This window comes from Serratia marcescens (assembly GCF_006715005.1).
Classification (GTDB): Bacteria; Pseudomonadota; Gammaproteobacteria; order Enterobacterales; family Enterobacteriaceae; genus Serratia; species Serratia montpellierensis.
Genome location: NZ_VFMJ01000001.1, coordinates 2170396 through 2196082, shown reverse-complemented (window position 1 = coordinate 2196082; position 25687 = coordinate 2170396). Strand labels below are relative to the sequence as shown.

Annotated in this window: 26 protein-coding genes and 1 other annotated feature; of the genes, 25 read left to right on the top strand and 1 reads right to left on the bottom strand. The window is 57.4% G+C overall.

Annotated elements, in window-relative coordinates; all coding sequences use genetic code 11:
* The first annotated feature begins 258 nt into the window (after window positions 1-258).
* From FHU12_RS10455 to ihfA, 10 genes are all read left to right on the top strand, one after another.
* On the top strand, window positions 259-1308 hold the full coding sequence (locus tag FHU12_RS10455; protein WP_141969163.1) for an AAA family ATPase: 1050 nt from the start codon (window positions 259-261) through the stop codon (window positions 1306-1308).
* Between the two features lie 239 nt (window positions 1309-1547).
* Window positions 1548-2171 (top strand): hypothetical protein, encoded by a 624-nt coding sequence (locus FHU12_RS10450; protein WP_141969161.1) that lies wholly within the window; start codon window positions 1548-1550, stop codon window positions 2169-2171.
* 218 nt (window positions 2172-2389) lie between these two features.
* Window positions 2390-4318, top strand: a complete 1929-nt coding sequence (thrS, locus tag FHU12_RS10445) for a threonine--tRNA ligase (protein WP_141969159.1) — start codon at window positions 2390-2392, stop codon at window positions 4316-4318.
* Between the two features lie 3 nt (window positions 4319-4321).
* Complete coding sequence (gene infC, locus FHU12_RS10440; protein WP_048233542.1) at window positions 4322-4873, top strand: translation initiation factor IF-3; 552 nt, start codon at window positions 4322-4324, stop codon at window positions 4871-4873.
* Window positions 4874-4971: 98 nt separating this feature from the next.
* Window positions 4972-5169: a 50S ribosomal protein L35 gene (rpmI, locus tag FHU12_RS10435; RefSeq protein WP_004931418.1), complete on the top strand. Its 198-nt coding sequence runs from the start codon at window positions 4972-4974 to the stop codon at window positions 5167-5169.
* A gap of 43 nt (window positions 5170-5212) precedes the next feature.
* Window positions 5213-5569, top strand: coding sequence for a 50S ribosomal protein L20 (rplT, locus tag FHU12_RS10430; protein ID WP_004931417.1), 357 nt, complete (start codon window positions 5213-5215; stop codon window positions 5567-5569).
* Between the two features lie 113 nt (window positions 5570-5682).
* Window positions 5683-5805, top strand: a sequence feature (Phe leader region).
* Window positions 5687-5731, top strand: coding sequence for a pheST operon leader peptide PheM (pheM, locus tag FHU12_RS27290; protein WP_121626058.1), 45 nt, complete (start codon window positions 5687-5689; stop codon window positions 5729-5731). (Overlaps the previous feature by 45 nt.)
* A 187-nt stretch (window positions 5806-5992) precedes the next feature.
* A complete protein-coding gene (gene pheS / locus FHU12_RS10420; RefSeq protein WP_043143373.1) occupies window positions 5993-6976 on the top strand; it encodes a phenylalanine--tRNA ligase subunit alpha in 984 nt (327 codons plus the stop codon).
* Between the two features lie 14 nt (window positions 6977-6990).
* Window positions 6991-9378: a phenylalanine--tRNA ligase subunit beta gene (pheT, locus tag FHU12_RS10415; RefSeq protein ID WP_141969157.1), complete on the top strand. Its 2388-nt coding sequence runs from the start codon at window positions 6991-6993 to the stop codon at window positions 9376-9378.
* Window positions 9379-9382: 4 nt separating this feature from the next.
* The gene (gene ihfA, locus FHU12_RS10410) at window positions 9383-9679 is read left to right on the top strand and encodes an integration host factor subunit alpha (protein ID WP_004931414.1); all 297 of its coding nucleotides are present in this window, start codon (window positions 9383-9385) and stop codon (window positions 9677-9679) included.
* A gap of 187 nt (window positions 9680-9866) precedes the next feature.
* Here ihfA and FHU12_RS27390 read toward each other — a convergent pair whose 3' ends face one another.
* On the bottom strand, window positions 9867-9998 hold the full coding sequence (locus FHU12_RS27390; protein WP_047727673.1) for a hypothetical protein: 132 nt from the start codon (window positions 9996-9998) through the stop codon (window positions 9867-9869).
* Between the two features lie 232 nt (window positions 9999-10230).
* Here FHU12_RS27390 and FHU12_RS10405 point away from each other — a divergent pair, with 232 nt between their 5' ends.
* The 15 genes from FHU12_RS10405 to FHU12_RS10335 all read left to right on the top strand — a co-directional run bounded on the left by FHU12_RS10405 (window position 10231) and on the right by FHU12_RS10335 (window position 25661).
* Complete coding sequence (locus tag FHU12_RS10405; protein WP_141969155.1) at window positions 10231-10659, top strand: DUF2502 domain-containing protein; 429 nt, start codon at window positions 10231-10233, stop codon at window positions 10657-10659.
* 179 nt (window positions 10660-10838) lie between these two features.
* Window positions 10839-11846 carry a vitamin B12 ABC transporter permease BtuC gene (gene btuC / locus FHU12_RS10400; protein ID WP_141969153.1) on the top strand — a complete coding sequence of 336 codons (1008 nt, stop codon included), beginning with the start codon at window positions 10839-10841 and terminating at the stop codon, window positions 11844-11846.
* 45 nt (window positions 11847-11891) lie between these two features.
* Window positions 11892-12443, top strand: a complete 552-nt coding sequence (locus tag FHU12_RS10395) for a glutathione peroxidase (RefSeq protein WP_141969151.1) — start codon at window positions 11892-11894, stop codon at window positions 12441-12443.
* A gap of 5 nt (window positions 12444-12448) precedes the next feature.
* Window positions 12449-13204 (top strand): vitamin B12 ABC transporter ATP-binding protein BtuD, encoded by a 756-nt coding sequence (btuD, locus tag FHU12_RS10390; protein WP_141969149.1) that lies wholly within the window; start codon window positions 12449-12451, stop codon window positions 13202-13204.
* Window positions 13205-13605: 401 nt separating this feature from the next.
* Window positions 13606-14760 (top strand): UDP-4-amino-4-deoxy-L-arabinose aminotransferase, encoded by a 1155-nt coding sequence (gene arnB, locus FHU12_RS10385; protein ID WP_141969147.1) that lies wholly within the window; start codon window positions 13606-13608, stop codon window positions 14758-14760.
* The gene (gene arnC / locus FHU12_RS10380) at window positions 14747-15727 is read left to right on the top strand and encodes an undecaprenyl-phosphate 4-deoxy-4-formamido-L-arabinose transferase (protein WP_033642884.1); all 981 of its coding nucleotides are present in this window, start codon (window positions 14747-14749) and stop codon (window positions 15725-15727) included. The genes arnB and arnC overlap by 14 nt, the downstream gene beginning before the upstream one ends.
* Window positions 15727-17709, top strand: a complete 1983-nt coding sequence (arnA, locus tag FHU12_RS10375) for a bifunctional UDP-4-amino-4-deoxy-L-arabinose formyltransferase/UDP-glucuronic acid oxidase ArnA (protein WP_047730733.1) — start codon at window positions 15727-15729, stop codon at window positions 17707-17709. Before arnC ends, arnA begins: the two co-directional genes overlap by 1 nt.
* Window positions 17706-18611, top strand: a complete 906-nt coding sequence (arnD, locus tag FHU12_RS10370) for a 4-deoxy-4-formamido-L-arabinose-phosphoundecaprenol deformylase (protein WP_043143382.1) — start codon at window positions 17706-17708, stop codon at window positions 18609-18611. The genes arnA and arnD overlap by 4 nt, the downstream gene beginning before the upstream one ends.
* The gene (gene arnT / locus FHU12_RS10365) at window positions 18608-20272 is read left to right on the top strand and encodes a lipid IV(A) 4-amino-4-deoxy-L-arabinosyltransferase (protein ID WP_141969145.1); all 1665 of its coding nucleotides are present in this window, start codon (window positions 18608-18610) and stop codon (window positions 20270-20272) included. The genes arnD and arnT overlap by 4 nt, the downstream gene beginning before the upstream one ends.
* Window positions 20269-20613 (top strand): 4-amino-4-deoxy-L-arabinose-phosphoundecaprenol flippase subunit ArnE, encoded by a 345-nt coding sequence (gene arnE, locus FHU12_RS10360; RefSeq protein ID WP_141969143.1) that lies wholly within the window; start codon window positions 20269-20271, stop codon window positions 20611-20613. The genes arnT and arnE overlap by 4 nt, the downstream gene beginning before the upstream one ends.
* The gene (gene arnF, locus FHU12_RS10355) at window positions 20610-21002 is read left to right on the top strand and encodes a 4-amino-4-deoxy-L-arabinose-phosphoundecaprenol flippase subunit ArnF (RefSeq protein WP_025302629.1); all 393 of its coding nucleotides are present in this window, start codon (window positions 20610-20612) and stop codon (window positions 21000-21002) included. Before arnE ends, arnF begins: the two co-directional genes overlap by 4 nt.
* Window positions 21003-21176: 174 nt before the next feature.
* Window positions 21177-21641, top strand: a complete 465-nt coding sequence (locus FHU12_RS10350; protein WP_016927954.1) for an NlpC/P60 family protein — start codon at window positions 21177-21179, stop codon at window positions 21639-21641.
* A gap of 59 nt (window positions 21642-21700) precedes the next feature.
* The gene (gene lplA / locus FHU12_RS10345; protein ID WP_141969141.1) at window positions 21701-22714 is read left to right on the top strand and encodes a lipoate--protein ligase; all 1014 of its coding nucleotides are present in this window, start codon (window positions 21701-21703) and stop codon (window positions 22712-22714) included.
* Between the two features lie 512 nt (window positions 22715-23226).
* Window positions 23227-23958, top strand: a complete 732-nt coding sequence (locus FHU12_RS10340) for an EAL domain-containing protein (protein ID WP_141969139.1) — start codon at window positions 23227-23229, stop codon at window positions 23956-23958.
* A 260-nt stretch (window positions 23959-24218) separates the two neighbouring features.
* Entirely contained in the window at window positions 24219-25661 is a 1443-nt protein-coding gene (locus tag FHU12_RS10335) for a protein adenylyltransferase SelO (protein ID WP_141969137.1), read from the top strand.
* Window positions 25662-25687: the final 26 nt, after the last annotated feature.

Below are 25687 nucleotides of genomic sequence, written 5' to 3'. Positions count from 1 at the left end.
ATAGCACGACGAGGACTGCGAGTAACCGGTTCATATTATGAGCTCAAGACCTGTTCACCAGTGAATAACGTAAGGATAGTGATGCCAAGACGCTCTGTCAGCGTGTTGTCGCCGAGAGTAGGCACGTCCGTGTTGTAATTATTATTAATTATTTTTAACTGTTTTTACCATTTAACCGCTTAAGAGTTTAAAAACTTCTATACTGGTAAGGCTTTGTGGCATTTCTTTATAATCGAAAAGCTTAAAAGGAGTTTTACTATGGAAGTGGCAAAAGAATGGGTAGCGGCGAAAAAAATCTCCTGGGGCAGCGTCATTGGTGGTGTTATCACCGTATTGGCTGTTTCACTGTTGCTGTCGACGTTGGGCACCAGCCTTGGATTTTCCATCGTGGATCCCACGTCAGACGATCCAATCAATGGAGCCGGTACCACCGTAGTGATTTGGTCCGCTGTTTCAATCATTATTAGCTTGGCTGCCGGCGCTTTTATTGCCGGACGTTTGGCTGCTAATGACGGCCTTATTCATGGCTTCCTGGTATGGGCTACGTCACTTATTGTGGCGGCGGTGCTGGGCGGAATGTTGGTCGGGTCTGCAGTGAAGGCCACCGGCAATGCGCTGGGTGCTATCGCTTCGACCTCTGGCAGCTTGCTCTCCGGTGCTGGTTCAGCGATTGGCAAAGGGGCAACCGGGTTAGCGGACGTGGGTGGCAAGGTGTTTGACAAGTTGGGTATAGACACCACGTTGGAACCTGAACAGCTGCATGGTGATGTGGTTACGGCGCTTAAAAAAAGTGGTATTCCGTCATTGCAGCCGGAATTCATGCAGCAACAGTTGAATGCGGCCAAGACTGATTTGGCAGACGCAGTAAAAGCCCTGGCACTTCAGCCCGACAATAGCGATGCGATTATTAAGCAACTGGTCGACAAGCTTAAAAAACATGGTGAGGCCATCTCGCAAGATGTGGATCAAGACGCACTGAAAAAAGCGCTGGTTGAAAATACCAATATGACGCCGCAGGAAGTAGACCAGACTGTGAAGAATTTGGTCGACGCCAAAAATAAAACTGCGCAGATGGTTAATCAGCGTTTGGATGAAGCCGAAGCAAAAATCAATCAGGCAAAACAGGAGTATGCTGAGCTGAAACAGAAAGCGCGCGAACAGGCTGCCGCGGCTGCGGACGAATTGTCTCGGGCTGCTCTGTGGTCATTCTTTGCATTGTTGATTGGCGCAGTGGTCAGTGCATTGGCAGGCTTGTGGGGCGTTAACACCAACGCCCGGCGTGTCACCGTATCATCTCCGCAGGCGTAATTTCCAGGCTCGTTTGCGCGTCTCGATGATAGAGGGATGAGAGCCTGAAATACTGACGGTGATGAAATGACAGCCAGGAAAGACTGGCGCTTCCCCCGGCCATGTGCCGGGGTTTTTATTGTTTGCGGCGTGATTAATGACCACCTTTATCGCTGTGTACGGTATTAGGCATCAATTGCCACGATCCCTGAGAACAGGTGGATAACATAGATGCGCTGTAAATAATAATGAGTGTGATTATGAAACAAGAACTGCATATTTTGCTGGGGAAGGCCGTTGCTTTTCTATTCTACGGCGCTTTTTTAGCGGCCTTGGTCGGCCTGGTGTTTATCGACGTACACTGGCTGCATAACTTCGTGCATGAAACCTCGTTGACCGAAGCGGCGCAGGAACTGTTGCTGCTCGCCATCTCCGGCGGTTTCTTCGCTGCGGCCTGGCGGCAGGCTGAACGCCGCTCCGCCTGGATGCTGGTCGGCGGCTTCTTTCTCTGCATGCTGATCCGCGAGATGGACTTCGCCTTCGATGCGCTGTGGCACGGCGCTTGGGTGTGGTTCGCGCTGGCGGTTGCCCTGGCCTGCCTGTGGCATGCCGGAAGGCATGTTGCGGCGACGGTGCGCGGCCTGGCCTATTTCGTGACGCATCCCGGCTACGGCATGATGTGCGCGGGCCTGCTGTGCATTCTGGTGTTTTCACGCCTGTTCGGCATGGGCGCACTGTGGCAAGCGCTGATGCTGGACGGCTATAACCGGGTGGTGAAAAACATGGTGGAAGAGGGGTGCGAACTGTTGGGCTACGGCCTGTGCCTGTTGGCCACCCTCAGCTACCTGAAAGACGTTTTTGCGCCGAATAAGGCGAAAGTGTGAGGGCGGCGGCACTTTATTTATCCGGAACAATTTTAGTGATACTATTCGCTTAGCCGAATGCGGCTGAGAAGGTATGCGTTCCATTCTGTATACCCAGTGAGGTTTCAATCTGGCAATTGTGGGCGAGATCTGAAACCTGGCTGACCAAACCCAAAATCCAATTTTCGTACTGCATGTGATCTGTCGTGTGGGTCACCACTGTAGATAAGGAATTATTAATGCCTGTTATTACTCTTCCTGACGGTAGTCAGCGTCATTTCGACCACCCCGTTTCCCCGATGGATGTCGCGCGCGATATCGGCCCTGGCCTGGCGAAAGCCTGTATCGCCGGCCGTGTCAACGGCGAGCTGGTTGATGCCGGCGATCTGATCGAATCAGATGCGCAGCTGGCCATCATCACCATCAAAGATGAAGACGGTCTGGAAATCATGCGCCACTCCTGCGCGCACCTGCTGGGTCATGCGATCAAGCAGCTGTGGCCGGATACCAAAATGGCGATCGGTCCGGTGATCGACAACGGTTTCTATTATGACGTGGACATCGACCGCACCCTGACGCAGGAAGACCTGGATCTGCTGGAAAAGCGGATGCACGAGTTGGCCGATAAGGATTACGACGTCATCAAGAAGAAGGTCAGCTGGCAAGAAGCCCGCGACACCTTCGCTGAGCGCGGCGAAGTCTACAAAGTGGCGATCCTGGATGAGAACATCAGCCATGACGATCGTCCTGGCCTGTATCACCACGAAGAATACGTCGACATGTGCCGTGGCCCGCACGTGCCGAACATGCGTTTCTGCCACCATTTCAAGCTGCAGAAAACCTCCGGCGCTTACTGGCGCGGCGACAGCAAAAACAAAATGCTGCAGCGTATCTACGGTACCGCCTGGGCAGACAAGAAGCAGCTGAACGCCTACCTGCAGCGTCTGGAAGAAGCGGCCAAGCGCGACCACCGCAAGATTGGCAAACAGCTCGACCTGTATCACATGCAGGAAGAGGCGCCGGGTATGGTGTTCTGGCACAACGACGGTTGGACTATCTTCCGCGAGCTGGAAGCCTTCGTGCGCATGAAGCTCAAAGAGTACCAGTACCAGGAAGTGAAAGGTCCGTTCATGATGGACCGCGTGCTGTGGGAAAAAACCGGCCACTGGGAAAACTACAAAGACGCCATGTTCACCACCGCGTCGGAAAACCGCGAATACTGCATCAAGCCGATGAACTGCCCGGGTCACGTGCAGATTTTCAACCAGGGTCTGAAGTCGTACCGCGATTTGCCGCTGCGCATGGGCGAATTCGGTAGCTGCCACCGCAACGAGCCATCAGGTTCCCTGCATGGCCTGATGCGCGTGCGCGGTTTCACGCAGGATGACGCCCACATCTTCTGTACTGAAGAGCAGGTGCGCGCCGAAGTGAACGAATGCATTCGCATGGTCTATGACGTGTACGGCACCTTCGGCTTCGATAAGATCGCCGTCAAGCTGTCTACACGTCCGGAAAAACGCATCGGCACCGACGACATGTGGACCCGTGCGGAAGAAGACCTGGCCGCCGCGCTGACCGAGAACGGCATTCCGTTTGAATATCAGCCGGGTGAGGGCGCCTTCTACGGACCGAAAATTGAATTTACCCTGCATGATTGTTTGGATCGCGCATGGCAATGTGGTACCGTGCAGCTCGATTTCTTCTTACCGGGCCGTTTGGGCGCCTCGTACGTTGGCGAAAACAACGATCGCGTCGTGCCGGTAATGATTCACCGCGCCATTTTGGGCTCCATGGAACGCTTCATCGGTATCCTTACCGAAGAATACGCCGGGTTCTACCCGACCTGGATCGCTCCGGTGCAGGTGGTGGTGATGAATATCACCGACAGCCAGTCTGATTACGTCCAGCAATTGACCAAAAAACTGCAGGATGCAGGTATTCGCGTGAAAGCGGACTTGAGAAATGAGAAGATTGGCTTTAAAATTCGCGAACATACTTTACGTCGAGTCCCTTACATGTTGGTGTGCGGTGACAAAGAGGTCGAAGCAGGCAAAGTTGCCGTTCGTACCCGCCGTGGCAAAGACTTGGGAAGCCTGGACGTAAACGAAGTCGTAGACAAGCTGCTGAAAGAGATTCGCAGCCGTAGTCTTCATCAACTGGAGGAATAAAGTATTAAAGGCGGAAAACGAGTTCAACCGGCGCGTCCTAATCGCATTAACAGAGAAATTCGCGCGCAAGAAGTTCGCCTAACCGGCGTCGATGGCGAGCAGATTGGTATTGTCAGTCTGAATGAAGCTCTTGAAAAAGCTGAGGAAGCGGGCGTTGATTTAGTAGAAATCAGCCCAAATGCCGAACCGCCAGTTTGCCGAATCATGGATTACGGCAAATTCCTCTACGAGAAGAGCAAGTCGACGAAAGAACAGAAGAAGAAGCAAAAAGTTATCCAGGTTAAGGAAATCAAATTCCGTCCTGGCACCGATGATGGCGACTATCAGGTCAAACTACGCAACCTGATTCGCTTTCTGGAAGATGGCGATAAAGCCAAAATCACCCTGCGTTTCCGTGGGCGTGAGATGGCGCACCAGCAGATCGGTATGGAAGTGCTTAACCGCGTCCGTAAAGACCTGTGTGAAGATATGGATCTGGCAGTGGTCGAATCCTTCCCTACGAAGATCGAAGGCCGCCAGATGATTATGGTGCTCGCTCCTAAGAAGAAACAGTAAGGCTTACAAGTAATGGAACCCGCGCGGCGCTTGCGCCGTGTGGGTTCCATTCGCCCAACTGATTCGTTGTTTAACAATGCGAAGTGGATTTAATTAAAATGCCAAAGATTAAAACTGTACGTGGTGCAGCCAAGCGCTTCAAAAAAACCGGCAGCGGTGGTTTTAAGCGTAAACATGCCAACCTGCGTCATATTCTGACCAAAAAAGCAACCAAGCGTAAACGTCACCTGCGTCCGAAAGGCATGGTGTCTAAAAACGATCTGGTCCTGGTTACCGCGTGCCTGCCGTACGCATAAGCCATTTTTTTTGAATTTAGAATAAGACTTTAGGAGAGAGCATATGGCTCGCGTAAAACGTGGTGTAATTGCACGCGCACGTCACAAGAAAATTATGAAGCAGGCGAAAGGTTACTACGGTGCCCGTTCGCGCGTATATCGTGTTGCCTTCCAGGCAGTAATCAAAGCAGGCCAGTATGCTTACCGTGACCGTCGTCAACGTAAGCGTCAGTTCCGTCAGCTGTGGATTGCACGTATCAACGCAGCTGCTCGTCAGAACGGTCTGTCTTACAGCAAATTCATCAACGGCTTGAAAAAAGCGTCGATCGAAATTGACCGTAAGATCCTGGCTGACATCGCAGTCTTCGACAAAGTGGCCTTCGGCGCACTGGTTGAGAAAGCGAAAGCAGCTCTGGCGTAAGTCAGTAGAAGAGGGAGCTTGCTCCCTCTTTTAATCTTTGTTTTCAGCGACAAATATTGACTTTTATTGGCCGCCGCTATATCACTGGTGGACAATCATCGACAAGGTACCGCAATCATGCACGCAGCTATTTTTCGTTTCTTTTTTTACTTTAGCGCCTGACTTCAGGAGGCTTTGCGCGTAAGAAAAGAAACGAAAAGTAGCGCCTAAGCCTCCCTCGTGGAGGCTTTTTTGTTTTTGGCCATCGTCTCGCCTTGCAAAGCGTTGCGGTGAGAACGGCGGGTACTCAGCCGGCCCTGCGCCGCGCAGGAGAGCCGTCCGACCGGCAACGCATTGAAAAGTCTTTGAAGATTGCTCAAAGGCGTGTTCGAATAATAGATAACAATTACTTAGGGCCATCCCGGCCAGAGGAAGAGGAAAGCAATGCCACATCTCGCAGAGCTGGTTGCCAGTGCCAAGGCAGCCGTAGAAGATGCCCAGGATGTTGCCGCGTTAGATTTGGTACGCGTCGAATATTTTGGCAAGAAAGGTCATTTCACCTTGCAGATGCAGTCTCTGCGCGACGTACCGGCGGAAGACCGCCCGGCGGCCGGTGCGGTGATCAACCAGGCCAAGCAAGAGGTGCAAGACGCCCTGAACGCGCGTAAGAACGCGCTGGAAAGCGCCGCGCTGAACGCGCGCCTGGCGGCTGAAACCATCGACGTGTCTCTGCCGGGCCGTCGCATGGAGAACGGCGGTCTGCATCCGGTGACCCGCACCATCGACCGTATCGAAACCTTCTTCGGCGAGCTGGGCTTCTCCGTTGCCACCGGCCCGGAGATTGAAGACGATTACCATAACTTCGACGCGCTGAACATTCCAGGGCATCACCCGGCGCGTGCCGACCACGATACCTTCTGGTTCGACGCCACGCGTCTGCTGCGCACCCAGACTTCCGGCGTGCAGATCCGCACCATGAAGAACCAGCAGCCGCCGATCCGCATCATTGCGCCGGGCCGCGTTTATCGTAACGACTACGATCAGACTCACACTCCGATGTTCCACCAGATGGAAGGGCTGATCGTCGATAAAGACATCAGCTTCACCAACCTGAAGGGCACGCTGCACGATTTCCTGAACAACTTCTTTGAAGAAGATCTGCAGGTTCGTTTCCGTCCGTCCTACTTCCCGTTCACCGAGCCGTCCGCTGAAGTGGACGTGATGGGCAAGAACGGTAAGTGGCTGGAAGTACTGGGCTGCGGCATGGTGCATCCGAACGTGCTGCGCAACGTGGGTATCGATCCGGAAGTTTACTCCGGCTTCGCCTTCGGCATGGGCATGGAGCGCCTGACGATGCTGCGTTACGGCGTCACCGACCTGCGCGCATTCTTCGAAAACGATCTGCGTTTCCTCAAACAGTTTAAGTAAGGCGGGAATATCACATGAAATTCAGTGAACTCTGGTTGCGCGAGTGGGTAAACCCGGCCATCAGCAGCGAAGCATTATCCGATCAAATCACCATGGCCGGTCTGGAAGTGGACGGCGTGGACCCGGTTGCCGGCGCGTTTAACGGCGTTGTGGTGGGCGAAGTGGTCGAGTGCGGCCAACACCCGAACGCCGACAAACTGCGCGTCACCAAGGTTAACGTAGGCGGCGATCGCCTGCTCGACATCGTCTGCGGCGCGCCGAACTGCCGTACCGGCCTGAAAGTGGCGGTCGCCACCGTGGGGGCAGTGCTGCCGGGCGATTTCAAAATCAAGGCCGCCAAGCTACGCGGCGAACCTTCGGAAGGCATGCTGTGCTCGTTCTCCGAGCTGGGCATTTCCGACGATCATGACGGCATCATTGAGCTGCCGCTGGATGCGCCAATCGGCACCGACATCCGTGACTATCTGAAACTGAACGACAACACCATCGAGATCAGCGTTACCCCGAACCGCGCCGACTGCCAGGGCATCATCGGCGTTGCGCGTGACGTGGGCGTACTGAACCAGGTTGCGCTGACCGAGCCGGACATGAGCCCGGTGGCCGCCACCATCGACGCCACGCTGCCGATCCGCGTTGACGCGCCGCAGGCGTGCCCGCGTTATCTGGGCCGGGTGGTGAAAGGCATCGACGTCAAAGCGCCAAGCCCGCTGTGGATGCGTGAAAAACTGCGTCGTTGCGGTATCCGCTCTATCGATGCCGTAGTAGACGTCACCAACTATGTGCTGTTGGAGCTTGGCCAGCCGATGCACGCCTTCGATCTGAGCCGCATCGACGGCGGTATCGTGGTGCGCATGGCGGAAGAAGGGGAAACCTTGACGCTGCTGGACGGTAACGAAGCCAAACTGAATGCCGACACCTTAGTGATCGCCGATCACCAAAAAGCGTTGGCGATGGGGGGCATCTTCGGCGGCGAACATTCCGGCGTTAACGGGGAAACTCAGGACGTGCTGCTGGAATGCGCCTTCTTCAGCCCGCTGTCGATCACCGGCCGCGCACGCCGTCACGGCCTGCATACCGATGCTTCTCACCGCTATGAGCGCGGCGTCGATCCGGCGCTGCAGTACAAAGCGATGGAACGCGCTACGCGCCTGCTGCTGGACATCTGCGGCGGCCAGGCCGGCCCGGTTATTGACGTGACCAATGAAAACGAACTGCCGAAACGCGCTACCATCACGCTGCGCCGCGAGAAGCTGGATCGCCTGATCGGCCACGTGGTGCCGAGCGAGCAGGTTAGCGACATTCTGCGCCGCCTGGGTTGCCAGGTGACCGAACAGGGCGACAACTGGCAGGCAGTGGCGCCGAGCTGGCGTTTCGATATGGAGATCGAAGAGGACCTGGTGGAAGAAGTGGCGCGCGTTTACGGCTACGACAACATCCCGGATGTGCCGGTGCGCGCCGATCTGGTGATGACTCAGCATCGCGAAGCCGACCTGACGCTCAAGCGCGTGAAGACCATGCTGGTCGATCACGGTTATCAGGAAGCGATCACCTATAGCTTCGTCGATCCGAAAGTGCAGGCGTTGCTGCATCCGAATGAAGAAGCGTTGATCCTGCCGAGCCCGATTTCGGTCGAAATGTCGGCGATGCGCCTGTCGCTGTGGACCGGCCTGTTGTCTGCGGTAGTGTACAACCAGAATCGCCAGCAGACGCGCCTGCGCCTGTTCGAAAGCGGCCTGCGCTTTGTGCCTGATAGTGCGGCAAATCTGGGTATCCGTCAGGACGTCATGCTGGCGGGCGTGATCGCCGGCCATACGCACGATGAGCATTGGGATCTGGCGCGTAAGCCCGTCGACTTCTATGATTTAAAAGGGGATCTGGAGTCTGTCCTCGAGCTGACCGGTAAATTATCCGAAATTCAGTTCCGGGCGGAAGCCAATCCGGCCCTGCATCCAGGGCAAAGTGCGGCGATTTATTTGCACGGCGAACGCGTAGGTTTCATCGGTGTGGTTCACCCGGAACTTGAACGTAAACTGGATCTTAACGGCCGCACCGTGGTGTTTGAACTGGAGTGGAACAAGCTTGCGAGCCGCGCCGTGCCTCAGGCGCGGGAGATTTCGCGCTTCCCGGCAAACCGCCGTGATATCGCCGTTGTGGTGGCTGAAAATGTCCCCGCAGAAGATATTTTGGCCGAGTGTAAGAAAGTTGGCGCAAATCAGGTAGTTGGCGTAAACTTGTTTGACGTGTACCGTGGCAAGGGCGTGGCAGAAGGTGACAAGAGCCTGGCTATCAGTCTGGTATTGCAGGATACCGCTCGTACACTGGAAGAAGAGGAGATAGCCGCTACCGTTGCAAAATGCGTAGAGGCTCTAAAACAGCGATTCCAAGCATCCTTGAGGGATTGAACCTATGGCGCTTACTAAAGCTGAAATGTCAGAACACCTGTTTGAGAAGCTTGGGCTTAGCAAACGGGACGCCAAAGACCTGGTGGAACTGTTCTTTGAAGAGGTCCGTCGGGCCCTTGAGAATGGCGAACAGGTAAAACTGTCGGGTTTTGGCAACTTTGATCTGCGTGACAAGAACCAACGTCCGGGGCGTAACCCGAAGACCGGCGAAGACATTCCGATTACGGCGCGCCGCGTGGTGACCTTCCGTCCGGGGCAGAAGCTGAAAAGCCGGGTAGAAAACGCCAGCCCGAAAGGGTGAATGACGTGACATCAAAAAAGGCCGCTTGCGCGGCCTTTTTCTTTTTTGGGAAAAATTCAGTTTATTCCTAATGGGCTAAGTAGAATTAACATTATTCATTAAAACGCCACGGCGAAAATTTATTTTATGTTAATTGCGGAATATTCTTATATCTTATTTTATTTGGTTGATGACCTTATTTATCGAATCAATAACGGCCGTAATAATGGCCAGGGCCGTCGCCGCGGTGGCCGCCGCCCCAATGCGGGCCCCAGCAGCAGGCGCTGAGGCTTGAGGCCAGGGCCACAACGGCCAGCAACATACCTATACGTTTAATCATTTTATTATCCTCCGGTGGGAATCCATTTAATTATAATTGCTGCTCAGCTTGAGAGATGTCAGTTATTCGTTAAACCTTGTCAGTGGTTATGATAATTAAAGGCGGCGGCAAACAGTGTAGGGATTGTGTAAGGCCGTCGAAAACGATCTGAAAATAGGCATCGATGAGATAGTCGTTAAATAAGCACGCTGATATAACCACTGCAGCAAGAAAAATAGAGTGAGAAGGTAAAATGAAAAAGATCCTGTTGCTGGTGTGTTTCCCGCTGTTGCTGTTGCTGTTGCTGCCGCTGGCGGCGCAGGCCGATGTGTCCGTCGATATCAACGTGCCGGGCGTTTCCCTGCATCTGGGAGATCAGGACCGCCGCGGCTACTACTGGGATGGCTACGACTGGCGTCCACCGCAATGGTGGCATGCGCACCAGGGCCGTGGTCTGGGTGAGCGCAATGCGCGCGGTATGTACTGGGACGGCGGACGCTGGCAACCTTCGCCGCCGCGTGGCTATGAGCATCGCCAGCCGGAACGCAGCGGCAATCCGTTCCACGGCGATCGCGATAATCGCGACCACGACCGCCGTCATGACGATCGGGGTGACCATGACCGCCGTGATGACGGCCGCGGTCAGCCTTATCCACCGGGCAACGCCGGCCCGCATCGTTAATCCCTGAGTTTATCGGCGGCTGGTTTTGCCATCATCATGGTGATGACGGGCAGGACCAGCCGCTGCTTTCCTGCGCCATCGCCTACGCAAGGCTTCCCCTTGCGGCGTTAACCCCCTAATATTCGACTCAGACGTCAATTATCCGGCCACGACAGCGGCCGGCAGGGAACCGCCGCGCCATGCCAACCAGCCGTACTTTCACCTTACTGTTGCAACATCAGCGCTACCGCGATAAGCGCCAGCTCACTCTGCTGGCGCTGGGCGTGGCGGTGGCGTTGCTGTTCAGCCTCTGCGCCGGTGACCAATGGATATGGCCGTCAGAGTGGTTCAGCGATCGGGCGCAGCTGTTCGTCTGGCAACTGCGCTTGCCGCGCGCGCTGGCGGTGATGCTGGTCGGCGCCGCCCTGGCGGTGGCGGGCGCGGTGATGCAGGCGCTGTTTGAAAACCCGCTGGCGGAGCCCGGTCTGCTGGGGGTGGCTAACGGCGCCGGCGTCGCGCTGGTGCTGACGGTGCTGTTGGGGCACGGTTTGTTGCCCGTGGCGCTGATGAGCGCCGCCGCGATAGCCGGTGCGCTGACGATGACCTTCTTGCTGCTGGGCTTCGCTCGCCGCCGGCGCCTGACCAATGCACGGCTGTTGCTGGTTGGCGTAGCGCTGGGCATCGTGTGCAGCGCGCTGATGACCTGGGCGGTCTATTTCAGCACCAGCCTCGATCTGCGGCAGCTGATGTACTGGATGATGGGCGGCTTCGGCGGCGTTGACTGGCGCCAAAAGTGGCTGGTGCTGGCGCTGCTGCCGGTGCTGCTGTGGTTGTGTGGCCAGGGCAAAGCGCTCAACCTGATGGCGCTGGGCGAGGTGCAGGCGCGGCAACTTGGGCTGTCGCTGCATCTGTGGCGTAACCTGCTGGTCCTGGCGATCGGCTGGCTGGTCGGCGTCAGCGTGGCGCTCGCCGGAGTGATTGGCTTTGTCGGGTTGGTGATCCCGCATATTTTGCGGCTCACCGGCCTGACCGACCAGCGCTATCTGCTGCCGGCCTGCGCGCTGGCGGGTGCCGGCGTGTTGCTGGTGGCCGATGTGATTGCCCGCGTTGCGCTGCTGGCGGCCGAGCTGCCGATCGGCGTGGTGACTGCCACGCTGGGGGCGCCGCTATTTATCTGGTTACTGACCCGGACAAAGGGCGTAAGGTAGTTTTCTTCATTCACCTGCCATTAAAAAACCAAAGGATGACAACCGATGAGCAAGCCAATCTACAACCTGCCGTTACAGACCATCGAAAACCAGGCGACCACGCTGGGCGCGTACCAGGGCAAGGTGCTGCTGGTGGTCAACGTGGCCTCGGAGTGCGGCCTGACCAAGCAATATGAAGGGCTGGAAGCGCTGTACGAAGCCTATCGCGATCGGGGGCTGGACGTTCTGGGATTCCCGTCCAATGAATTCCTGGGCCAGGAGCCGGGCAGCAACGAAGAGATCCTGGCGTTTTGCCGTGGTACCTTCGGCGTGCAATTCCCGATGTTCGCCAAGATTGAGGTGAACGGCGAACATCGTCATCCGCTATACCAGGCGCTGATCGCCGCGCAGCCGGATGCCGTCGCACCGGAGGGCAGCGAGTTCCTGGCGCGGATGACCAGCAAAGGGCGTGCGCCTAAGCACGCCGGCGATATTCTGTGGAACTTCGAGAAATTCCTCATCGCGCGCGATGGCACGGTGATCCAGCGCTTCTCGCCTGATACTACGCCGGAAGATCCGGCGCTGGTGGCGGCGGTGAAACAAGCGCTGGCAGGATAAGACGGATGCTGCAACTCGTTGAGGTTGGGGTGGCGGGGCGCCTGGCGCCTTTTTCGGCACAGATTGACGGCGGGTTGCAGGTCCATCTGATCGGCCCAAACGGCGCCGGGAAGAGCACCCTGCTGGCGCGGGTGGCGGGCATGCTGCCGGGGCTGGGCGAGGTCCGTCTGGACGGGCGTGCGCTGGCCGATTATCCGGGGAACGCGCTGGCATGCCGGCGCGGCTATCTCAGCCAGCAACAGCCGCCGGTGTCGCTGATGCCGGTGTTCCAGTATTTGGCGTTGCATCGGCCTGCGGCAGCGGCGCAAACCGATGTGGAACACGCCATTCTCTATTTGTGCCAGCGGCTGAAGCTGGTGGATAAGCTGTCACGCATGCTGACGCAGCTCTCCGGTGGCGAATGGCAGCGGGTGCGGCTGGCGGCGGTATTGTTGCAGGTGTGGCCCAGCGTCAATCCGCACAGCCGGCTGTTGTTGCTGGATGAGCCGACCAACAGTCTGGACGTGGCGCAGAAAGTCGCGTTGGATCGCCTGCTGCGTGAGTTCTGCCAAAGCGGGCGCAGCGCGCTGGTGTGCGCGCACGATTTGAATCATACCCTACAGCAGGCCGATTGGGTTTGGTTGTTGCACGCCGGGCGGCTGGTGGCACAGGGAGCCACGCGTGAGGTGATGGCACCCGGGCTGTTGTCGCAGATCTATGAAGTGGATTTCCACCTGCAATGGGTGGGGGACCAGCGTTGGATCATGACCCGTACGGCTTAAATCGCGGCGGCGGCGGCGCGCAACGTAAACGAAAACTAAACGTAGTGAATATAAATAGCCGGGTAATCATCGGTTAATATTGGGCTGCCTCTCACTTTCTTATCGATTTTCTTGAAAAACGTCGATGACGTGCTACGCTTGATTCGGCAAAAATAAAATACGTAAATAATTATTAATAAATATAATAAATTGATTTTTATAATAATTTTAAATAGATGATGGCGACACCCACCAATCAGTTGACCCACTGATGACAAGTCTCGTCTTAAGGTTTAGTTAAGCTTGCGGCCTTACATTGGCAGTTAATCCACGGAAACGATTCTTCTCTGGCGTTTAATATCCGTTAAACGAAAGGGATTTACAGTGTCATCAAAAGCAGTTCGATACGTTTGGGGTTAACTATGGATCAATTTTTGCCTTTCTCTCGTCCGGCCATCGGCGATGAAGAAATCGCCGCGGTAGAGAAAGTGTTGCGTTCCGGTTGGATCACCACCGGGCCGCAAAACCAGCAGCTGGAAAGCGACTTCTGTTCCACCTTCGGCTGTAAACATGCGATCGCCGTCAGTTCCGCCACGGCGGGCATGCACATCACGCTGATGGCGCTGGGCATCGGCCCCGGCGACGAAGTCATCACCCCTTCGCAAACCTGGGTTTCCACCCTCAACATGATCGAGCTGCTGGGCGCCACGCCGGTGATGATCGACGTTGACCGTGATACGTTGATGGTCAGCGCCGCCGATGTCGAGGCTGCCATCACCCCGAAAACCAAAGCGATTGTTCCGGTGCACTACGCCGGCGCTCCTCTGCAGATGGACGCGCTGCGCGCCGTGGCCGAACGCCACGGCCTGCCTTTGATCGAAGACGCCGCCCATGCGGTCGGCACGCGCTACAACGGCGAGTGGGTCGGCGCGCGCGGCACGGCGATTTTCTCGTTCCACGCGATTAAAAACGTGACCTGCGCCGAAGGCGGCCTGATCGCCACCGACGACGATGCGCTGGCGGATCGCCTGCGTTGCCTGAAGTTCCACGGTCTGGCCGTCGATGCCTTCGATCGTCAGCAGCTTGGCCGCAAACCGCAGGCCGAAGTGGTGGAGCCGGGTTACAAATACAACCTGTCCGACATTCACGCGGCGATCGCCGTGGTGCAGCTGTCGCGCTTCGCTGAGCTGAACGCGCGCCGTAAGGCGCTGGCACAGCGTTACCTGAGCGCGCTGGAAGGCTCGCCGTTCCAGCCGTTGGGCGTGCCGGATTACCCGCATGACCATGCCTGGCACCTGTTTATGGTGCGCGTCGATCCAGCGCGCTGCGGCATCGATCGCGACCAGCTGATGGAGCGCCTGAAAGAGGTCGGCGTCGGCACCGGGCTGCATTTCCGCGCCGCGCATACCCAGAAGTTCTACCGTGAGCGTTATCCGCAGCTTTCCTTGCCGAATACCGAATGGAACTCGGCGCGGCTGTGCACCTTACCGCTATTCCCTGATATGACCGACGCAGACGTGGATCGCGTGGTCAATGCCTTGTCTTCTGTTGTGGAGTCTTTACGTGTCTCGCGTTGAACCGATTAAAAAAGTGTCGATAGTCATCCCGGTATACAACGAGCAGGAAAGTCTGCCGGCGTTGCTGGAGCGTACGACCGCCGCTTGCAAGCAGTTATCTCAACCTTATGAAATCATCCTCGTCGACGATGGCAGCAGCGACAATTCCGCTGACATGCTGACCGCAGCGGCGGAAAAGCCGGACAGCCACGTCATCGCCGTTTTGCTGAACCGCAACTATGGCCAGCACTCGGCGATCATGGCCGGTTTCAATCAGGTGACCGGCGATCTGGTGATTACGCTGGACGCCGATCTGCAGAATCCGCCGGAGGAGATCCCTCGTCTGGTCAGCGTGGCGGAAGAGGGCTATGACGTGGTGGGCACCGTGCGCGCCAACCGTCAAGACTCCTGGTTCCGCAAAAGCGCTTCGCGCGTGATCAACATGATGATTCAACGCGCCACCGGCAAGTCGATGGGGGACTACGGCTGCATGCTGCGCGCCTACCGTCGTCATATCGTTGAGGCGATGTTGCACTGCCACGAGCGCAGCACCTTTATCCCGATTCTGGCGAACACCTTCGCCCGTCGGACGACCGAGATCGACGTGCGTCACGCCGAGCGCGAGTTTGGCGATTCCAAGTACAGCCTGATGAAGCTGATCAACCTGATGTACGACCTGATCACCTGTCTGACCACTACGCCGCTGCGTTTGCTCAGCGTGGTCGGCAGCATCGTGGCGCTGTCCGGGTTTGTATTGGCACTGGTGCTGATTGCGCTGCGTCTGCTGCTCGGCCCTGAATGGGCCGCCGGCGGCGTGTTCACCCTCTTCGCCGTGCTGTTCACCTTTATCGGCGCCCAGTTTGTTGGCATGGGGCTACTGGGTGAATACATCGGCCGCATCTATACCGACGTGCGCGCACGTCCTCGCTATTTTGTTCAGAAAGTGGTCGGCGTACAGCAGGACCACAATACTCAGGAAGAAGAATGATGAAAGCTATTGTATTTGCTTACCATGATATTGGCTGCGCAGGTCTGAAAGCGCTGACTGAGGCGGGTTATGACGTGCAGGCCGTATTTACGCACACCGACGACCCTGGTGAGAACAACTTCTTCTCCTCCGTGGCCCGTTTGGGCGCCGAATTGGATCTGCCGGTCTACGCGCCGGAAGACGTGAACCACCCGCTGTGGGTTGACCGCATTCGCGACCTGCAGCCGGACGTGATCTTTTCGTTCTACTACCGCCACATGCTGAGCGATGAGATCCTCTCGCTGGCACCGCAGGGCGGTTTCAACCTGCACGGTTCGCTGCTGCCGCATTACCGTGGCCGCGCCCCGGTGAACTGGGCGCTGGTGAACGGCGAAACCGAAACCGGCGCCACGCTGCACAAGATGGTGAAACGCCCGGACGCCGGCGACATCGTCGGTCAGCAGAAAGTGACCATCGCCGACAGCGACACCGCGCTGACGCTGCACAAAAAAGTGCTGGAAGCCGCGCAGGCCGTATTGAAAGAGCAGCTGCCGAAGCTGAAGAACGGCACCGCCACCTTCACCAAGCAGGATGAGTCTCAGGCCAGCTACTTCGGCCGTCGCACCGCGGCGGACGGCGAGATCCTGTGGCACAAGTCCGCCAAAGAGATCAACAACCTGGTACGCGCCGTCACTGAACCGTACCCGGGTGCTTTCAGCTACCTCGGCCAGCGCAAGCTGATCGTCTGGCGCTCTCGCGTGCTGGATACCCAACACGACAAGCAGCCGGGTACCGTGCTGAGCACTTCTCCGCTGGTTATCGCCTGTGGCGAAGGCGCGCTGGAGATCGTTGCCGGTCAGAACGACAGCGGCCTGTATGTGCAGGGCAGCCGCCTGGCGCAGGAAATGGGCATCGTCACCGACGTGCGTCTGGCCGCCAAGCCGAATGCCGTAATGAAACGCCGCACTCGCGTGCTGATCCTCGGGGTCAACGGCTTCATCGGTAACCACCTGACCGAACGCCTGCTGCGTGACGATCGCTACGACATCTACGGCCTGGATATCGGTTCTGACGCCATCAGCCGCTTCCTTGACAACCCGCGTTTCCACTTCGTGGAAGGCGACATCAGCATCCACTCCGAGTGGATCGAGTATCACATCAAGAAATGCGACGTGGTGCTGCCGCTGGTGGCGATCGCGACGCCGATCGAATACACCCGTAACCCGCTGCGCGTGTTCGAGCTGGACTTCGAAGAGAACCTGAAGATCGTTCGCGACTGCGTGAAATACAACAAGCGCATCATCTTCCCGTCCACCTCAGAAGTGTACGGCATGTGCGACGACAAAGAGTTCGACGAAGACCATTCGCGCCTGATCGTCGGGCCAATCAACAAACAGCGCTGGATCTACTCGGTCTCCAAACAGCTGCTGGATCGGGTGATCTGGGCTTACGGCGCTAAAGAAGGCCTGAAGTTCACGCTGTTCCGTCCGTTCAACTGGATGGGGCCGCGTCTGGATAACCTGGACGCCGCGCGTATTGGTTCTTCCCGTGCCATCACCCAGCTGATCCTCAACCTGGTGGAAGGTTCGCCAATCAAACTGATGGACGGCGGCGCGCAGAAACGTTGCTTCACCGACATCAACGACGGCATCGAAGCGCTGTTCCGCATCATCGAGAACCGCGACGGCCTGTGCGACGGCCAGATCGTCAACATCGGCAACCCGACCAACGAAGCGAGCATCCGCGAGCTGGCAGAAATGCTGCTGGAAAGCTTCAACAACCACCCGCTGCGCGACCGCTTCCCGCCGTTTGCCGGCTTCAAGGACGTTGAGAGCAGCAGCTACTACGGTAAAGGTTACCAGGACGTCGAGCACCGCACGCCGAGCATCAAGAACGCTCACCGCCTGCTGGGCTGGCAGCCGACCATCGAGATGAAGCAAACCGTCGCCGATACGCTGGACTACTTCTTGCGCACTACCGTTCAGGAAGGGAACGGTGCATGAAGAAAGTCGGTCTGCGGGTTGATGTAGATACCTTCAGCGGCACCCGTGAAGGGGTGCCGCAGTTGCTGGACCTGTTCGACAAGTATGACATTCAGGCCAGCTTCTTCTTCAGCGTGGGACCGGACAACATGGGGCGCCATCTTTGGCGCCTTTTGCGTCCGAAATTTCTGTGGAAAATGCTGCGTTCGAACGCCGCCTCTCTGTACGGCCTGGACATTCTGCTGGCCGGCACCGCCTGGCCGGGGCGCAACATTTCACGCGCGTTGGGGCCGCTGATGAAGCGCACCGCCGAAGCCGGCCATGAAGTCGGGCTGCACGCCTGGGATCACCAGGGGTGGCAGGCCAAGGTCGGCAAGTGGAGCGAGGCGCAGCTGACCGAGCAGGTGCAGCGGGGCGTCGACGCCCTGAGCGCCAGCACCGGCCAGCCGGTGAAATGCTCCGCCGTGGCGGGCTGGCGTGCCGATACGCGCGTACTGGAGGTCAAGCAACGCTTCGGCTTTCATTACAACAGCGATTGCCGCGGCACCCATCCGTTCCGTCCGGTGCTGAGCGACGGGCGCCACGGCACGGTGCAGATCCCGGTGACGTTGCCGACCTTCGACGAAGTGATCGGCAGCGAAGTCAGCATGGCCGACTTCAACGACTACATTCTGCGCGCCATCGAGAACGATCGCGGCGTGCCGGTGTACACCATTCACACCGAAGTGGAAGGCATGTCGCAAGCGGCGATGTTCGAACAGTTATTGCAACGCGCGCGGCAGCAGGGCATCGAATTCTGTCCGCTTAGCGCGCTGTTACCACAAGATTTGGCGTCACTGCCGTTGGGCCGCATCAAGCGCGCTCCTTTCCCCGGCCGCGAAGGTTGGCTGGGTTGTCAAACCGATGTGAAGGACGTTACATGAAGGCGCTAAAAGGATCCTGGGCCATTCTGCTGGCCGTTTTTTTTGCTCTGGTTTACCTGATCCCGCTTAACGGCCGCCTGCTGTGGCAGCCGGATGAGACGCGTTATGCCGAGATCAGCCGCGAAATGCTGCAGCGCGGCGATTGGGTTGTGCCGCACCTGCTGGGGCTGCGCTACTTCGAAAAGCCGGTGGCGGGTTACTGGTTCAATAACATCAGCCAGTGGCTGTTCGGCGAAAACAACTTTGCGGTGCGTTTCGGCTCGGTGTTCAGCACCGGCATGACCGCACTGCTGGTGTTTGCGCTGGCAATGCTGATGTGGCGCAATGCGCGCCGCGCCAGCCTGGCGGCGCTGATATTCCTGTCGATGGTGCTGGTGTTCAGCATCGGCACCTACAGCGTGCTGGATCCGATGATCTCGCTGTGGCTGGCGGCGGCGATGGTCAGCTACTACCTGGCGCTGAAAGCCACCTCGGTCAAAGGCAAGCTGGGCGCCTACGCGCTGCTGGGCCTGGCCTGCGGCATGGGCTTTATGACCAAGGGCTTCCTGGCGCTGGCGGTGCCGGTGATCGCGGTGATCCCGATCGTCATCCAGCAACGTCGCATCAAGGATCTGCTGTGCTACGGCCCGGTGGCGATCGTGACCGCCACGTTGCTCAGCCTGCCGTGGGCGCTGGCGATCGCGCAACGTGAACCCGATTTCTGGAATTACTTCTTCTGGGTCGAACATATTCAGCGTTTCGCCGAAGATAACGCCCAGCACAAGGCGCCGTTCTGGTATTACCTGCCGATCCTGCTGGCGGCGGTGCTGCCGTGGCTGGCGCTGCTGCCCGGTGCGCTGCTCAAGGGCTGGCGCGAACGCGTACAGCGCCCGGAGCTGTTCTTCCTGCTGAGCTGGGCGATGATGCCACTGATCTTCTTCAGCATCGCCAAAGGCAAGCTGCCGACCTACATTCTGCCGTGCATGGCACCGCTGGCGCTGCTGATGACCGCCTATGCGGAAGACTACGCCGCCACCCTGCGCGCCCGGTTGTTCAAGGCCAATGCCTGGCTGAACGGCCTGTTCGGGCTGGTCGGCATCGTGGCGCTGGTGGTGTTGAGCTCCGGCCTGCTGCCGAAAGCCCATCTGTTTACCGCGCAAGAGTGGCCGAAGGTGGTGCTCGGCCTGATCGCCTTCGGCGGTTGGCTGCTGTTCGCGCTGGTCTCCGCACGCGATAACGGCCGTCAATGGCGCTGGGCGGCGGCCTGCCCGGTATTGCTGTGCCTGGTGATCGGCTACGCCATCCCGCAACAGGTGACCGATTCCAAGCTGCCGCAGAACTTCGCGCGCGCCACGATGGCCGAGCTGGGCGACAGCCGTTACGTGCTGACCGACAGCGTCGGGGTAGCGGCCGGTTTGGCCTGGGAACTGAAGCGTAGCGACGTGCTGATGTACAGCCAGAAAGGCGAGGTAGCTTATGGTCTGGAGTATCCGGACGCCAAGGGCCACCTGATCAGCGACGCCGACTTCCCGCAGTGGCTGGCGCAGGCGCGTAAGCAGGGGAACGTGTCGCTGGTGTTGCAGCTGTCCCGTGGCGAAGCGCTGCCGCAGGAGCTGCCTGCCGCAGACAAGGTGGATCGCATGAATCGCCTGGTGCTGATGTGGTATAAACAGCAACCATGATGGGTTTTCTGTTGGTGATAGTGGTCAGCCTGCTCACCTGCGGTGGGCAGCTGTGCCAGAAACAGGCGGCGCACTGTTGGGAACGGGCGGGCGAGGCGCGGCTGAAGCAGACGCTGCGCTGGCTGGCGCTGGCGGTGCTGCTGCTGGGGTTGGGCATGGCGGTGTGGCTCAATGTGCTGCAACGCCTGCCGCTCAGCCTGGCTTACCCGATGCTCAGCCTGAACTTCGTGATGGTGACGCTGGCGGCGCGCTGGCTGTTTCATGAGCCGACAACCGCGCGCCACTGGTGCGGCGTGGCGTCGATTATGTTGGGGATCCTGCTGATGAGCGTGCATTCGTGAGGGGCTATGCCTGGGGCGCCGCCAGCGTGTTGCTGGTGACGCTGGCGCAGTTGCTGATGAAGTGGGGCATGGTGCAAATCCCGCTGATGTCGTTCGCCGACGTCTCGTTGGCGTTGATCGGCGACTACTGGCTGCCGCTGTTGGCGGTGGGCGGCGGCATCTTCGGTTATGCGCTGTCGATGCTGTGTTGGTTCTTTGCGCTGCGCTACCTGCCGTTAAACCGCGCTTATCCTCTGCTGAGCGTCAGCTACGCGCTGGTCTATCTGGCGGCGGTGATCCTGCCGTGGTTTAACGAATCCGCTACGCTGCTGAAAACGTTGGGCACGCTGTTTATTCTGTTCGGTGTCGGGCTGATTAACAGCAAATCCGAGACAAAATCGCCGGAATAGGGTCAAAACCGGCGATCCTGCTATTATCTCCCTCATGGCGCTTGCCTTTTTCCCCGTGCGGGAGATAAATTAACGCCAAATAGCGCTCTCCTTACGTGGTGCCGGCTTTGCCTCGCAGGCGGTGGTGGTGTGCCGATTGGCATAATGCGGCAGCGTGTTCAATGAAGGAATATTATGCGGATGCGTGTGTGGTTTTTATTAGCCAGTTTGATCCTCGCCGGCTGCAGCAGCCATGCGCCGCCGCCGAGCGGCCGCCTGGCGGACTCTATCGTGGTGGTGGCCCAGCTCAACGAGCAACTGCGTCAGTGGTACGGCACGCCGTACCGTTACGGCGGCTTGGATCGCGGCGGCGTGGATTGTTCCGGCTTTGTTTACCGCACGTTCCGCGATCGTTTCGACATGCAGCTGCCGCGTTCGACCGAAGAACAAACCTCGCTGGGTACCAAGGTTTCGCGTGATGAGCTGATGCCGGGCGACCTGGTGTTTTTCAAAACCGGCGGCGGTGAGAACGGCCTGCACGTCGGCATATACGATACCAACGACCAATTTATCCACGCCTCGACCAGTCGCGGCGTGATTCGCTCCTCGCTCGATAACGTCTACTGGAAGCGGGTGTACTGGCAGGCGCGACGCATTTAGCCTTAACCCGTTGATTTGGTGTATCATGGCGGCATCACGTATTTTGAACGGTGCCTGCCATGAACAGCCTGCGTTTACTGATCTCCGACTCCTACGACCCTTGGTTCAACCTGGCGGTGGAAGAATGCATCTTCCGCGAGATGACCACGCAAAAAATCCTCTTCCTGTGGCGCAATGCCGAAACGGTCGTGATCGGCCAGTCGCAGAACCCCTGGAAAGAGTGCAACACCCGACGCATGGAGCAGGACGGCATTCGGCTGGCGCGGCGCAGCAGCGGCGGTGGGGCGGTATTTCACGACCTGGGCAACACCTGTTTCACCTTTATGGCCGGCAAACCGGGTTACGACAAAAGCGTCTCGACCGACATCATTCTGCAAGCGCTGCGGCAGCTGGGCGTCACGGCCGGCGCGTCGGGGCGCAACGATCTGGTGATGGAAACCGCCGACGGTCTGCGCAAAATATCCGGCTCGGCCTATAGAGAAACGCAGGATCGCGGTTTTCACCACGGCACGCTGCTGCTGAACGCCGATCTGGAGCGGCTGGCGGACTACCTCAATCCGGATCCTAAAAAGCTACAGGCCAAGGGCATCACCTCGGTGCGTTCGCGCGTCGCCAATTTGGTGGAGTTTTTACCGGGTATCAGCCATGAACAGGTGTGTGAAGCCATCGTGCAGGCCTTTTTTGCCCACTATGGCGAGACGGCCGAGCCCGAGATCATTTCGCCGGACGTATTCCCCGATTTGCCCGATTTTGCCGCGCAGTTCGCCAAACAGAGCAGTTGGGAATGGAACTTCGGCAAGGCGCCGGCGTTCAGCCATCTGCTTAACGAGCGCTTCGTCTGGGGCGGCGTGGATCTGTTCTTCGACGTGGAGAAGGGAACGATTGTTCGTACGCAGGTGTTCACCGACAGCCTGAATCCCGCTCCGCTGCAGCGGTTGGCGGAAGCGCTGGTGGGCTGTGCGTATCGCAGCGAGCCCGTTGCCGCCTGCTGCGATAGACTGATGGCGGATTATCCGCAACAGACGGCCGAATTGACCGAACTGCGGCAATGGCTGAGCGAAACGATCCGCTAGCCGGCGTGGGAGGGTGAAGGGGATGAGCGTGCTCATCCCTTTTTTTATCGCTGAAATCGACGTTTCGCAGGGGCGTAGCGCAGATTTTCTGAAAATCAAGGTGGGCATTTTTTTACGTTTTCAATGCTGAGAATAACGGGCGGAATTGATGTGTTATTAAATTTAATCAGTCATCGTTAACGGCAGGAAAAATCGGCGTTACGGCAGAAAGATTATTTTACTTTATTTAAGATTTTTCTTAAATAAAACAACGGAGATAAGTCAAATTTAGCCCTTCATCCATTCCACTTAAGCCAAATACCTTTTCAGATCACGCGTTGGGCAAGAAAGGTGGCATAAGTTCGGCTGCTTTTCTTTTGCGCCTTTCGCGATTGTCGTATAGCTTTAATCTATCAATTAAATGATATTTCATGGGTATTTGCATTGATATTTCCGATTAATCCCAGAAGGATTGATCGATAAAATATATTGATATACGATGATACGCTAGCCATTCATCCTGTGGCATTAAAATGAACATCCAACTCGAAGCTGACTTTATTAGTAGCTATGTTTTTCAACCCGTTTACTCAATGGAGGGCAGGCTGTTGGCGGTGGAAATGTTGAGCCGTTTCAACAGTCTCGACGGTGATTTAGCCATGCCGGCCGAAATTGGGATTAATTTATTGGCGCCTGAACAAAGGATTGAGTTATTTAATGAGCAATTGAAACTTGCGGAGCGGCATGCGGACTGGTTTACCGGTAACAGCGTGCAGTTGACCATCAATATCGAAGAAACCATCGTCGAGCTTATTCTTTCCGATCCGGCATTGTGCCAATGGATCAGGCAATATCCTTTTATTGCATTCGAAATGAGTGAGAGTTTTCCGAATCTTTCGGCCGGGAAGAACAACCCGAGCGTGCAGCGTTTAAGCGAAATGTTTACGCTGTGGCTCGATGATTTCGGTTCCGGTAAAGCCACCTTGACCGCGCTGTATGATGGTTTGTTTGACTATGTAAAGATAGACAAGCGTTTTTACTGGCAGCTGTTTACCCATCAGGGGTATGACGTGGTGATCGACTCGTTGTTAAAGAATATCAACCTGTTGTGTAAAGGCGTGATCGTCGGAGGAATAGAGAAAAAAGAGTACTTTAATAAACTCAGATACGCCGGTGTTTTAGGCCTGCAAGGTTTTTTATGGCCCAGCGTTGGTGTGGATAATCTGCAAACTTTGCTGGCGAAGCCCAGCGAGTTCAATAATTAAGAAGTGATATAAAAAACTACACACAATGAGGTAAATAATGTGCGGGGTGATGTTTGCCGTGATTCCATCGCCGTTATTCGCCATCGTTTTTTGGCTGATGACACCGTTTTGTCAGCCTGCGTTAAACCGCGTTTCCTCCGCCAGGTGGAAACGCCAAACTCCCCGCATCCGTCCTGGCGACAGGCGGATGCGTTCTCCCTGCATTCCTTCGGTGTTAATCCGCCCGCTCAGGCTCTACACTACGCTGAAACGGAGGGCCTATGCCGCAGTTCGATAACGCTTACTACCAACAGTTACCCGGTTTCTACACCGCCCTGAACCCGACACCGCTCAAGGATGCACGCCTGCTGTACCACAGCGAGCCGCTGGCGCGCGAGCTGGGGCTGGATGAAAACTGGTTTACCCAGGATAAAACTCCCATTTGGGCGGGAGAATCGCTGTTGCCCGGCATGCAGCCGCTGGCGCAGGTGTACAGTGGCCATCAGTTTGGCGTGTGGGCCGGGCAACTGGGGGATGGCCGCGGCATTTTACTGGGCGAACAGCTCCTGGCGGACGGCAGCCACCGCGACTGGCATCTGAAGGGCGCCGGGCTGACGCCATATTCACGTATGGGAGACGGCCGCGCGGTGCTGCGTTCGGTTGTCCGCGAGTTTCTGGCCTCCGAGGCGCTGCATCATTTGGGGATCCCGACCACCCGGGCGTTGACCATCGTTACCAGCGGGGAGCCGGTGTTCCGCGAGCGGCCGGAACGCGGCGCCATGCTGATGCGGGTAGCGGAAAGCCACGTGCGCTTCGGCCACTTCGAACACTTTTACTACCGTAAACAGCCGGAGCAGGTGCGGCAGCTGGCGGATTTCGTCATTGCCCGTCACTGGCCGGAGCTGCAGGATCAGGCTGAGCGTTACCTGCTGTGGTTTACCGACGTGGTCGAACGCACGGCGCGCCTGATCGCCCATTGGCAAACCGTCGGTTTCGCTCACGGCGTGATGAACACCGACAACATGTCGATTCTCGGCATCACCATCGACTACGGCCCTTATGGCTTCCTGGACGACTACCAGCCCGGTTATATCTGCAACCACTCCGATCACCAGGGGCGTTACGCCTTCGACAATCAGCCGGCGGTGGCGCTGTGGAACCTGCATCGCCTGGCACAAACCCTGTCTGGGTTGATGACCACCGAACACCTACAGCAGGCGCTGGCGGCGTATGAACCGGCGCTGATGCGCGCCTACGGCGAACAGATGCGCGCCAAACTCGGCTTCTTCACGCCGACGGCGCAGGACAACGACGTGCTCACCGGACTGTTGAGCCTGATGGCGCAGGAAGGGCGGGACTATACCCGCACGTTCCGCCTGTTGAGCGACACTGAACAGCAACAGGCGCAGTCGCCACTGCGCGACGAGTTTATCGACCGCGCGGCGTTCGACACCTGGTATCAGCAGTATCGTCAGCGTTTGCAACAGGAGCAGATCAGCGATGCGGAGCGGCAGCGGGCGATGAAGGCGGTGAACCCGCGGCTGATCCTGCGCAACTATCTGGCGCAGCAGGCGATTGAGGACGCGGAGAAAGACGACGTGGGCCGTTTGCAACGGTTGCATCAGGCCCTGCTGCGGCCGTTCGACGATGCGCCGGAGTATGACGATCTCGCCGCGTTGCCGCCGGACTGGGGTAAACATCTGGAGATTTCCTGCTCCAGCTGAGATGAAAAAGGGCGCTTTATGGCGCC